The 13,428-nt window shown below is 72.5% G+C and carries 1 protein-coding gene; it reads left to right on the forward strand.

Annotated features, from left to right (window positions below):
• Positions 1-28: 28 nt before the first annotated feature.
• Positions 29-13,428, forward strand: a 13,400-nt coding sequence (locus IEZ15_RS46565; protein ID WP_189281568.1) for a non-ribosomal peptide synthetase, incomplete at its 3' end; no start/stop codon positions are given.

The following is a 13,428-nucleotide window of genomic DNA, read 5'->3' on the forward strand; positions in this document are numbered from 1 at the left end:
GCCTGCTCACACTCCTGGAGGTACCCCCATGTCCCGTCGCGATGGCGACTCCTTTCCCCTGACGGCGGCCCAGCGTGAGATCTGGCTCGCCGAGCAGCGCACGCGGACAGCGCTCGACGCCTACCGCATCGGCGAATACCTGGAGGTCCACGGCCCGGTTGACGCCGAGCTCGTCGAGACCGCGCTGCGCCGGGTCGTCGACGAGATCGATGCGCTGCACGTGACCTTCGTCCACGACGGGCAGGAGCCACGCCAGGTCGTCCGTGCGGCATGGGACTGGGAACCGACCCGGCTCGACCTGAGCTCGGAGCCCGAACCCCGGGCGGCGGCCCTGGCATGGATGGCCCGGGACCGGATGCGTCCGCTGGACCTCACCCGCGATCCGCTCTTCAGCTTCGCACTGATCAGCCTCTCGCCGGTGCACCACCTCCTGTACCAGAACCACCACCACCTGGTGATGGACGGGTTCGGCCTCTCCCTCGTCCGGCGGCGCGTCACGCGGATGTACACGGCGCTGGCCTCGGGCGGCCCGGTTCCGCCGTCGCCGCTCCGTTCGCTGGACGACCTGCTCCGCAGTGAGGCCGACTACCGCGCCTCGGGGCAGTGCGCCTCCGACCGGTCGTACTGGATGGAGCGGTTCGCCGACCGGCCGGAACCCACTCAGTTCACCGGCCGAGCTTCGCGTGGCGGGAGCGGGCTGCGCTCCTCGGTGGAACCGGCGGTGCTCCGCGTGGACGCGCTGCGAGCGGGGGGAGCGCATACCGAAGTCCACTGGTCCCGCCTGCTGATCGCGGCGGCGGCTCTCTACGCGCACCGGCTCACCGGGGACCGGGACGTTCTGATCGGCCTTCCCGTCACCGGGCGCGAGGGGGCCGAACGCGCCTTGCTGTCCACGCCCGGCACGATGGCGAACGTGGTGCCCCTGCGCCTGCCAATGCGACCGGACATGCGGTGGCAGGACTTGGTCGCCGAGGCGGCACGGGAGGCCGACGCGGCCCTCGCGCACCAGCGTTACCGCAGCGAGGACCTGTTCCGGGACCTCGGTTTTCCCGGTCCCCCCGGGGCAGCGTTCCCCCTCGTCGTCAACATCTTGGTCTTCGACTCCGCGCCGAGCTTCGCCGGGCACCCCGCCACGTTGCGCTACCTGCTCCCGGAACCGACCACCGGGCTGGCCCTCTGGATTACGGGCCGACGGGGAGACAACGAACTCCGGGTCGAACTCAAGGGTGCGCCCCAGACCTGGAGCGACGACGAACTCGCCGTCCACCAAAGACGGCTGATCACGCTGCTGGACACCGTCGCGGACTGCGGCCCGCAGGAGCCGGTCGGCCGGATCGGTCTGCTCGCCGCGGACGAGGAGCGTGAGCTGCTGGCGCTGGGCGCCGGTCCGGTGGCCCAGGCCTCCGCCGAGAGCCTGCCGGAGGTGTTCCGGGCGCAAGTGCGGGCGACGCCGGACGCGGTCGCGGTGGTGGGGCCGGACGCGTCGCTTACGTATGCGGAGCTGGACGCGCGGGCGAACCGGCTGGCGCATGCCCTGATCGCCTGCGGGGCCGGGCCGGAGCGGCTGGTCGCGGTGGCCCTGCCGCGCTCGGCGGAACTGGTGGTGGCCATCCTTGCGGTGCTCAAGGCCGGAGCCGCCTGTGTTCCGGTCGATCCGGAGTACCCCGCCGCCCGGATCGGGTACATGCTCGACGACGCTCGGCCGGTCCTGGTGGTGACCGACTCCCGCACTTGCGACCGGTTGCCCGAGGCCGGTTCCGCCGAGCGGCTGGTGGTCGACGCCCCGGAGACCGCGGCCATGGTGGCGGGTTGCCCGGCAGCGGATCCTGAGGTGGTCGTGGAACCGGAGCATCCGGCCTACATCATCTACACCTCCGGTTCCACCGGCCGTCCCAAGGGCGTGGTGCCGACATACGGCGGCCTGCTCAACCTGTTCGCCGACCAGCAGCGGGCACTGTACCCGCCCCTGCTGGTGGAACGGCGCCGGCTCCGCGTGGCCCTCACCACATCGGTTTCGTTCGACGCGTCCTGGAACCAGTTGCTCAGCCTGTTCGCGGGCCACGAGCTGCACGTCCTGGATCAGGCGACCTGGACCGACCCGGACGCCTTCGTCGACTACGCCGGGCGCTGCCGCCTCGACTTCGTCGAGGCCACCCCGTCGTACCTCCAAGTTCTGGTCGCGCAGGGGATGTTGGACGATCCGCGGTGTCCCGTGATGGTCGCAGCAGGCGGGGAGGCCGTCCCGGATCAGCTGTGGGAGCGGCTGCGCGCGGCCGACGGGGTGTCCTGTGTGAACCTCTACGGGCCGTCCGAGTGCACGGTGAACTCGGTCGTCGCGCCGCTGGAGTCGAGCCGGAGCCCGGTGATCGGCCGGCCGGTCGGCAACACCCGGCTCCATGTGCTGGACGGCGCGCTGCGGCCGATGCCCACGGGCGAGGCGGGTGAGCTGTACATCGCCGGCGCAGGCCTGGCACGGGGCTACCTGAACCGGCCGGGTCTGACCGCCGAGCGTTTCGTGGCCGACCCGTTCGGGCCGGCCGGCTCCCGGATGTACCGCACCGGCGATCTGGTGCGGTGGGGCTTGGACGGGAACCTGGAGTTCCTCGGCCGTACCGACGACCAGGTCAAGGTCCGGGGGTTCCGGATCGAACTCGGCGAGATCGAGGCCGTGCTTGTCGAGCACCCGCAGGTCGCGCAGGCCGCCGTTGTGGTGCGTACTGAAGAGGACACTCGGCTGGTCGCCTACTTCGTTCCGGCACCCGGCACCACGGTGGCCGTGCCCGCGCTGCGCGAGCACCTGCGCGAGCAACTGCCGGAGTACATGGTGCCCACCGCGTTCATGATGCTGGACGCACTGCCGCTGACGCCGAACCGGAAGCTCGACCGACGGGCCCTTCCGGCCCCCGAGCAAGCCTCGGCCGCCCCGGGCCGCGCACCGCGCACCGCAACCGAACACCTACTGGCCGGGCTGTTCGCCGAGGTGCTCGGGGTGGCCGTGGCCGGGCCGGACGACAGCTTCTTCGACCTCGGCGGGCATTCGCTGCTGGCCACCCGGCTGGTCGCCAGGGCACGGTCGGTGCTGGGCGTGGAGCTGAGGCTGAGTGACCTGTTCGACGCACCGACGGTGGCGGAACTGGCGGCGGCGGTGGACGGCGCGGGCCGGGCGCGGCCGGCGCCGGGGCGGTGCGAGCGGCCCGAGGCGATCCCGCTGTCCTTCGCGCAACGCCGGTTGTGGTTCCTGCACCGCATGGAGGGCCCGAGCGCCACATACAACATCCCACTGGCGCTGCGGCTGTCCGGCGACCTGGACCAGCGGGCCCTGGAAGCCGCTCTGGCGGACGTGGTCGAGCGGCACGAGAGCCTGCGCACCGCCTTCCCCGTGGTCGACGGGGTGCCGTGCCAGCGGGTGATGGACCTGGAGGCGGCACGGCCGCGACTGCGGGTGACCGAGGTCGGCGAGGGCGACCTGCCGGATCGGCTGGTGGCGGCGGCCCGGCACGGCTTCGAGCTCTCCGAGGGACCGCCGCTGCACGCCGAACTGTTCCAACTGGGAACCGACGAGCACGTGCTGCTGCTGGTGGTGCATCACATCGCCGGTGACGGCTGGTCGATGGGACCACTCTCACGGGACCTGGCGACCGCCTACGCGGCCCGGTCCGAGGGGGCGAAGCCGGAGTGGTCTCCGCTGCCGGTCCAGTATGCCGACTACGCCCTCTGGCAGCGGGAGCTGCTCGGGGAAGGTACTGACCCGGACAGCCTGCTGAGCGGTCAACTGGCCTACTGGCGGAAGCAGTTGGCGGACCTGCCCGAGCAGGTCGAGATGCCGTTCGACCGGCCCAGGCCGACGGCGATGTCCCACCGGGGCGCCCATCTGCCGGTGTGGATCGACGCCGAACTGCACCAGGGCCTGCGCGCGCTCGCCCGTGACGGCGGAGCCAGCCTCTTCATGGTGCTCCAGGCCGGGCTGGCCGCCCTGCTGGGCAAGCTCGGCGCGGGCACCGACGTCCCGATCGGCACGCCGATCGCCGGACGCACCGACGAGGCCGTGGACGACCTGGTCGGCTTCTTCGTCAACACCCTGGTGCTGCGTACCGACCTCTCCGGCGACCCGTCGTTCACCGAACTGCTGGGCCGGGCGCGCGCCGACGCGCTGGCCGCGTACGCGCACCAGGACGTGCCGTTCGAGCACCTCGTAGAGGCGTTGAACCCGACCCGGTCGCTGGCGCACCACCCCCTGTTCCAGACCATGCTCGCGTTGCAGAACGCTCCGCTCGGCACGTTCGACCTGCCGCGGCTGCGGGTGGAAGCAGACCTGGTGCACACCGGGACGGCCAAGTGCGACCTGACCTTCATGCTGGCCGAACAGCCCGATGAGGACGGGCTGTCGGGCCTGGTGGAGTACAGCACCGACCTGTTCGACGCAGCCACCGTGGAGGGGATCGTCGATCGGTGGCTGCGGCTGCTCCGCGCCGTGGTGGCCGCCCCCGGTCGGCCGATCGGCCAAGTGGACGTGCTGTCCGCCGACGAGCTCCGCGCGCTGCTGCCGGCCGTCGCCGACCGGAGCGGGGAGTTGCCGGAGAGCGGCATCACCACGCTCTTCGAGCAGCAGGTACGGGCGAACCCGGCGGCGGTCGCAGTGGTGAGCGGCGAAGTCACCCTGAAATACTGCGAGTTGAACGCCCGAGCCAACCAGCTTGCGCACGCCCTGATCGCCCGGGGCGTGGGACCGGAGCAGCTGGTGGCGCTGGCCCTGCCGCGCTCGGCCGAGCTGGTAGTGGCGGTCCTCGCGGTCCTCAAGGCGGGAGCCGCCTACGTTCCGGTGGACCCGCAGTACCCGGCCGCCCGGATCGCCTACCTGCTTCAGGACGCCCGGCCGTCGTTGCTCGTGACGACGGGTGGAATCGGTGAACTGCCGGGCGCAGAGCCGGTGGAACGGCTCCTGCTGGACGCCGCCGACCTGGACGGGCTGCCGGACACCGACCCGGAGATCCCCCTCGATCCAGGCCACCCCGCCTACGTCATCTACACCTCCGGGTCCACCGGCAACCCCAAGGGCGTCGTGGTCCCGCACCGGAACGTGGTGCGGCTGTTCGGCACCACCCAGGAGCTGTTCGACTTCTCCGCCAAGGACGTCTGGACCCTCTTCCACTCCTACGCCTTCGACTTCTCGGTGTGGGAGCTGTGGGGCCCGCTGCTGTACGGCGGCCGTCTGGTGGTCGTGGACCACGAGACCAGCCGCTCGCCCCACCGCTTCCTGGAGCTCCTCGCACGTGAGCGGGTGACGGTGCTCAACCAGACCCCGTCCGCCTTCTACCAGCTGATGCAAGCGGACGAGGAGGCACCGGAGACCGGCCGTTCGCTCGCCCTGCGCACCGTGGTGTTCGGTGGAGAGGCGCTGGAGCACATCCGGCTGACGAGCTGGTACGAGCGACACCCGGACAACGCGCCGCTGCTGGTCAACATGTACGGCATCACCGAGACCACCGTGCACGTGACCTACGCCGCGCTCGACCGGTCCGGCGCCGCCGGCCAGGTCGGCGCGGCCATCCCGGGCCTGCGTACGTACGTGTTGGACGCCCACCTGCGGCCGGTGCCGCCGGGCGTGCCCGGCGAGCTGTACGTCGCGGGCGCCGGGCTGGCCCGGGGGTACCTGAACCGGCCCGGTCTGACCGCCGGGCGCTTCGTGGCCGACCCGTTCGGGCCGGCCGGTGCGCGCATGTACCGCAGCGGCGACGTCGTGCGCCGGTGTGCGGACGGCAGCCTGCGGTTCGTGGGCCGGGCCGACGACCAGGTGAAGGTTCGCGGCTTCCGGATCGAACTCGGCGAGATCGAGGCCGCGCTCGCCGCGCACCCCGGAGTCACCCAGGCCACCGTCCTGGCGCGGCAGGACCGGGCCGACGACACCCGGCTGGTCGCGTACCTGGTGGCCGCCCCGGGTGCCGCCCCGCGTTCGGCCGAACTGCGCGAGCACCTGCGGGAGCGGCTGCCGGAGTACATGGTGCCGGCCGCGTTCGTCACCCTGGAAAGCCTGCCGCTGACCGCCAACGGCAAGCTGGACCGACGTGCGCTGCCCGCACCCGACCTCGCTCCGACGAACACCGGCCGCGCGCCGCGTACGCCGCAGGAGCAGATCCTGTGCGAGCTGTTCGCCGAGGTCCTCGGGGTGGCCGAGGCCGGTGTCGAGGACAGCTTCTTCGATCTGGGCGGGCACTCGCTGCTGGCGACCCGCCTGACCGCCCGGGTCCGCGCGACCCTGGGAGTGGAGCTGGAGCTGCGCACCCTGTTCGAGACCCCGACCCCGGCCGGCGTGGCCTCCGCCCTGGCGGGTGCCCGCCAGGCGCAGCCGACCCTGGTGCCCCACCCGCGTCCCGAACGGATCCCGCTGTCGTTCGCGCAGCGGCGGCTCTGGTTCCTGCACCAGCTGGAGGGTGCCGACGCGAACTATCACATCTCCCTGGCATGGCGGCTGTCCGGGAACCTGGACCGGCGGGCCCTGGCAGCCGCCCTGGCGGACGTGGCGACCCGGCACGAGAGCCTGCGCACCGTCTTCCCGGCGGTGGACGGCGTGCCGTACCAGCAGGTGCTGGACGTCGCGGCGGGCCGCCCGCGGCTGGATGTGAGCCGGACCACCGAGGCCGGGCTGCCGGACGTGCTGGCGACCGCGAACGCCCGACCGTTCGACCTGGCGGTCGATCTGCCGCTGCGCGTCGGTCTGTTCGAGCTCGCGCCGGACGAGCACGTTCTCCAGGTGGTGCTTCACCACATCGCGGGTGACGGCTGGTCGCTGGGCCCGTTCACGCAGGACCTGACCGCCGCCTACGCGGCGCGCCGCCGCGGCGAGGAGCCACAGTGGGCGGAGCTGCCGGTCCAGTACGCCGACTACACCCTGTGGCAGCACGAGCTGCTCGGCGACGCAGCCGACCGGGAAAGCCTGTTCGCCCGCCAGACGGCCTACTGGACCAGGCAGTTGTCCGATCTGCCGGAGCAGCTCCGGCTGCCCGGCGACCGGCCCCGCCCGGCGGTCGCCTCGCACCGGGGCGGCCTCGTGCGCGCCGGGCTGGACGCGGAGCTGCACCGCGGTCTGCGCGAACTCGCCCGTGTGCACGGGACCAGTCTGTTCATGGTGCTTCAAGCCGGGCTGGCGGCGCTGATGAGCAAGCTCGGCGCGGGCGACGACATCCCGGTCGGCAGCCCGGTCGCCGGCCGGACCGACCAGGCACTCGACGAGCTGGTCGGCTACTTCGTCGACACCCTGGTGTTCCGCACGGACACCTCGGGCGATCCGACGTTCGCCGAGCTGCTGGGCCGGGTGCGGGACACCGCGCTGGCCGGGTACGCCAACCAGGACCTGCCGTTCGAGTACCTCGTAGAGGCCCTCAATCCGGTGCGGTCGCTGGCGCATCACCCGCTGTTCCAGGTCATGCTGGTGCTGCAGAACGCGCCCCGGGCCGACTTCGCCCCGCCCGGGCTGCGCGTCGACGAGGTGGAGCTGACCACGACCACGTCCAAGTTCGACCTGGTCTTCTCGCTGTCCGAGCGGCACGCCGGAGACGGCTCCCCGGACGGGATCGACGCGTTCGTCCAGTTCGCGAGCGATCTGTACGATCCGACCACCGTCGATACGATGGTCGCGCGCTGGATGCGACTGCTGAGGGCGGCCGTCGCCGACCCGCGGCAGCGGCTCGGCCGCGTCGATCTGCTGTCCGTCGAGGAGCGCTTCGAGCTGCTGCCCGCCGTCGAGGGCGAGGCGGTCGCCGCGAGCCTGCCGGAGATGTTCGCGGCGCAGGTGGCGGCGACGCCCGAGGGCGTTGCTCTGGCCTCCAAGGGCGTGGAGTTGACGTACAGTCAGCTGAATGCGTGGGCGAACCGGTTCGCGCATGCGCTGATCGCGCGGGGTGTGGGTGCGGAGCAGATCGTGGCGGTGGCATTGCCGCGGTCGGTGGAGTTCGTGGTGGCCGTCCTCGGCGTCCTGAAGACGGGAGCCGCCTATCTGCCGGTGGATCCGGCGTATCCGGAGTCGCGGATCGCGTTCATGCTGGAGGATGCACGGCCGACCGTTGTGGTCGACGACCCGGCGACGGTGGCCGACGTGTCCGAGCGGCCTGATACCGATCCTGCCGTCGTGGTGGACGCCCGGCACTCGGCGTACGTGATCTATACGTCCGGCTCGACCGGACGGCCCAAGGGCGTGGTGGTGAGCCACGCGGGCCTGCGGGGAATGGTGGCCGAGCAGGTCGAACGGCTCGGCATCGACGCGGCCAGCCGGGTGCTCCAGTTCTCCTCGCCCAGCTTCGACGTCTCGCTGTGGGACCTGTGCGGCGCCCTGCTCACCGGTGCCACCCTTGTGCCGGCACCCGCGACCGAGCCGGTCTCCGCGCTGACCGACCCGAGCCTTGCGCTCACCCATGCGACGGTGCCGCCGTCCGTGCTGGCGGCGCTGTCGCCGGACGCGGTGGCCGTGCCGACGTTGGCGGTTGCGGGTGAGGCGTGCCCGCCGGAGCTGGTCGTGCGATGGGCGCCAGGGCGGCAGATGGTCAACGCGTACGGTCCGACCGAGACGACGGTCATCGCGACGATGAGCGAGCCGCTGTCGCCGGGGTCAGGCGTGCCGCCGATCGGCCGTGCCGTCGCCGGGCTCCGGGCATATGTGCTGGACCAGCGGCTGGGCCTGGTGCCACCGGAGGTGACCGGGGAGCTGTACGTCGCCGGCCCGGGGCTCGCGCGCGGCTACCTGAACCGTCCCGGGCTCTCCGCGGGGCGGTTCGTTGCCTGCCCGTTCGGCACGGCAGGTGAACGCATGTACCGCACCGGCGACCTGGTGCGCCGACGCGCTGACGGCCAGTTGGAGTACCTCGGCCGCGCCGACGACCAGGTGAAGGTGCGCGGCTTCCGGATCGAACTCGGCGAGATCGAGACAGCGCTGGCCGAACACCCGCAGGTCGGCCAGGTCGCGGTGATCGCCCGGAAGGACCAGGCGGAGGACACCCGCCTGGTCGCCTACCTGGTGCCCGCCACCGGCGCCAAGCTTCGGCCGGAGGAACTGCGCACTCACCTCCGCGAGTGGCTGCCGGACTACATGCTGCCCGCCGCATTCGTCGCCCTCGACGCCCTGCCGTTGACCGCCAACGGTAAGCTCGACCGGCGTGCCCTGCCCGAGCCGGAGTTCACCGGATCGCGGGTCGGCAGGGCGCCGCACACTCCGCAGGAGCAGGTGCTGGCCGAGCTGTTCGCCGAGGTCCTGGGCCTGACGCAGGTCGGCGTCGACGACAACTTCTTCGACCTGGGGGGACACTCCCTGCTGGCCACCCGGCTGGTGGCCCGGGCCCGGGCGGCCCTGGGCGTCGAGCTGGCGCTGCACACCCTGTTCCGAACCCCGACGGTGGCTGGGCTGGCCGCCGTTCTGGGTGGCGCCGACCGAGCCAGGCCCGCCCTGGACCGGGCGGAGCGGCCGGAGCGGGTACCGCTGTCGTCCGCGCAGCGGCGGCTCTGGTTCCTGCACCAGCTGGAGGGCGCCGGACCGATCTACAACATGCCGCTGGCGTGGCGGCTCTCCGGGCCGCTGGATCGGGTGGCTCTGGAGAAGGCGCTCGCCGACGTCGTCGACCGGCACGAGAGCCTGCGCACGATCTTCCCGGCGGCGGACGGCGTGCCGTTCCAGCAAGTGCTGGGCCCTGGGGCGGTGCGGCCGAAGCTGCGGGTCACTCCGGCCGGCGAGACGGACCTGCCGGAGCTGCTGGCGGCGGCCGCGGCGCGCGGATTCGACCTCGCCACCGAACCACCGCTGCGCGCCGAGCTGTTCGCGGCGGCGCCGGACGAGCACCTGCTGCTGGTGGTGGTCCACCACATCGCCGGTGACGGCTGGTCGCTGGGCCCGTTGTCGGCCGACCTGGCCACCGCGTACGCGGCGCGCCGACGGGGCGAGGAACCTCGGTGGGTGGAACTGCCCGTGCAGTACGCCGACTACACCCTGTGGCAGCACCGGCTGCTCGGCGACGCGGGCGACCAGGACAGCCTGTTCGCCCGCCAGGCGGCCTACTGGACGCGGACATTGGCGGACCTGCCGGAACAGATCCGGCTTCCTGCCGACCGCCACCGCGCGTCCGCTCCCACCTACTCCGGCGGCCACCTCGCGATCGACCTGGACGCCGAGCTGCACGCCGGGCTGGTCCGCCTGGGCCGGGAGCACGGGGCCAGCGCCTACATGGTGTTGCAGGCCGCGCTGGCGGCGCTGCTGGACAAACTCGGCGCGGGAACGGACATCCCGGTCGGCAGCCTGATCGCGGGCCGGACCGACCAGGCCCTGGACGACCTCGTCGGGTTCTTCGTCAACACCCTGGTGCTGCGGACCGACACCTCGGGCGACCCGACCTTTGCCGAGCTGCTGGGCCGGGTCCGGGAGAACGCGCTGGCCGCGTACGCGCACCAGGACCTGCCGTTCGAGCACCTCGTCGAGGCCCTCAACCCGGCCCGGTCGCTCGCCCGCCAGCCCCTGTTCCAGGTCATGCTGGCGCTGCAGAACGTGCCCCGCACCGAGTTCGCCCTGCCCGGCCTGAGCGCCGAGACCGTACTGGTGCGGACGCCCACGGCGATGTTCGACCTCGCCATCCACCTGCTGGAGCGCGGCGGCACCGGCGGGTCGGCCGAGGGCATCATCGGGAGGGTCGAGTACAGCACCGACCTGTTCGACCACGCCACGGTGGAGGCGCTGGTCGCCCGGTGGCTGCGCCTGCTGGCGTCGGTGGTCGCAGAGCCGGACCGGCCGCTGAGCCGGATCGACGTCCTTGCCGCCGAGGAACGGCACGAGCTGCTGGTCGTGCGCAACGACACCGCGTGCCCGGCTCCCGTCGCCAGCCTGCCGTCCTTGTTCGAGGCCTGGGTCCGGGCGACCCCGCAGGCCCCGGCGGTGGTGTTCGAGGACACCGCGCTGACCTACCACGAACTGAACCGCAGAGCCAACCGTCTGGCGCACTCGCTGATCGCGCGCGGGGCGGGACCGGAGCAGGTCGTCGCCCTGCGACTGCCGCGCTCCCCCGAGCTGGTGGTCGCCGTCCTCGCGGTCCTCAAGACGGGCGCGGCGTACCTGCCGATCGACCCGGACTACCCGGCCGCCCGCATCGCGTACATGCTGGAGGACGCGCGACCGGCTGTGGTGCTCGACGACCTCGCGGCCGTCACCCCGGCCGAGGAGCAGCCGGAGCACGATCCGACCGTCGCCGTGGACACGCGGCACCCGGCCTACGTCATCTACACCTCGGGCTCCACCGGCCGGCCCAAGGCCGTGGTGATGCCCGCCGCCGGGCTGCTGAACCTGCTTGCGTGGCACCACGGGGCCATCGGTGGTGAACCTGGCACGCGTACCGCGCAGTTCACCGCGATCAGCTTCGACGTCTCGGTGCAGGAGACGCTCTCCGCGCTGCTGTACGGCAAGACCCTCGTGGTGCCGACCGAGGAGCAGCGCCGCAGTGCCGAGTTGTTCGCCCACTGGCTGGACCGGCACGGGGTAGAGGAGCTGTTCGCGCCCAATCTGGTGGTCGAGGCGCTGGCCGAAGCCGCCGAGGAGGCCGGGCTGGTACTGCCGAACCTGCGGCTGATCGCGCAGGCCGGCGAGGCGATGCGGCTGGGCGGAGCCGTACGCCGCTTCCAGACCCGGCGGCCTGGCCGGGCGCTGCACAACCACTACGGCCCCGCCGAAACCCACGTGATCACCGCCTACTCGCTGCCGGCCGACCCCGCCGACTGCCCGCTGCCGGTGCCGATCGGCCGACCGATCGCCAACTGCCGGGTGTACGTGCTGGATTCGGCCTTGCGTCCGGTCGCCCCCGGCGTGACGGGCGAGCTGTATCTCGCCGGGGCAGGACTCGCCCGCGGTTACCTGAACCGGCCCGGACTCACCGCCACGCGATTCGTCGCCAACCCGTACGGTCCGGCCGGCGCGCGGATGTACCGCACCGGTGACCTGGTCCGCTGGCGCGCCGACGGCAAGCTGGAGTTCGCGGGCCGGGTGGACCACCAGGTGAAGCTCCGCGGGTTCCGGGTCGAGCCGGGGGAGATCGAGGCCGAGCTGGCCGCGCACCCGGGTGTCTCCCAGGTTGCGGTGCTCACCCGGGCGGACCGGCCGGGCGAGACCCGGATCGTCGCGTACGTGGTGCCCACGGCCGAGACCGGGGCGACGGCTGCGGAGCTGGCGGCGTATCTGCGCGACCGAGTGCCGGACTACTTGGTGCCGTCGGCGTTCGTGTTGCTGGATGTGCTGCCGCTGACGGTGAACGGGAAGCTGGACCGTGCAGCGCTGCCCGCGCCCGAACCGGGGACGGTCGGGAGCAGCCGCGCGCCGCGCACGCCGCAGGAGCAGATCCTGTGCGAGTTGTTCGCCGAGGTGCTGGGCGCGTCGCGGGTCGGGGTCGACGACGACTTCTTCGACCTGGGCGGGCACTCCCTGCTCGCCACCCGGCTGGTCTCGCGGGTCCGGGCGACCCTCGGCGTCGAGCTGGAACTGCGCAGCCTGTTCCGGACGCCGACGCCCGCCGGGCTGGCGGCCGGGCTGCCCGATGCCGGCACCGCGCGGCAGGCCCTGGTTCCCCAGCCTCGCCGCGAGCCCATGCCGCTGTCGTTCGCGCAGCGCCGACTCTGGTTCCTCCAGCAGTTCGGGACGCCGAGCGCCACCTACCACATGCCGCTCGCCCTGCGGCTGTCCGGCGGTCTCGACCAGGCCGCGCTGAGTGCCGCGCTCGCCGATGTGGTGGCCCGGCACGAGACCCTGCGCACGGTCTTCCCGCTCACCGCCGACGTTCCGCACCAGCGGGTGCTCGACGCGGCCGAGGCCGCCGTCCCGCTGGCGGTGCGTGCGGTCGGCGAGGCGGAGGTTCCTGCCCTGCTGCGCGAGGCGGCGGTGCGGGCATTCGACCTGACGTCGGAACTGCCGTTGCGGGCGGAGCTGTTCGCGCTCGCACCGCAGGAGCATGTGCTGCTGGTGGTGATGCACCACATCGCCGGTGACGGCTGGTCCATGGGTCCGCTGGCCCGCGACCTCGCCGCGGCCTACGCCGCCCGGCGGTGCGGTGGGAAGCCCGATTGGCCTCCGCTGCCGGTGACGTACGGCGACTACACCCTGTGGCAGCACGAGGTGCTCGGCGACGAGCACGACACGGACAGTGTGTTCGCGCGCCAGGTCGCCTACTGGACCGAGGCGCTGGCCGGGCTGCCCGACCAGGTGCATTTGCCGGTCGACCGGCCGCGTCCGGCTGCCATGTCGTACCGCGGCGACCTGCTGGACGTCCGGATCGAAGCCGAACTGCATGCGGCTTTGGTGGAGTTGGCGCGGCGCACCGGCACCAGTCTGTTCATGGTGCTTCAGGCGGGCCTTGCCGCGTTGTACACGCGGTTGGGTGCGGGGACGGACATCCCGATCGGCAGTCCGGTCGCGGGGCG

It is taken from the genome of Streptomyces atratus, from assembly GCF_014648655.1.
GTDB lineage: Bacteria > Actinomycetota > Actinomycetes > Streptomycetales > Streptomycetaceae > Streptomyces > Streptomyces atratus.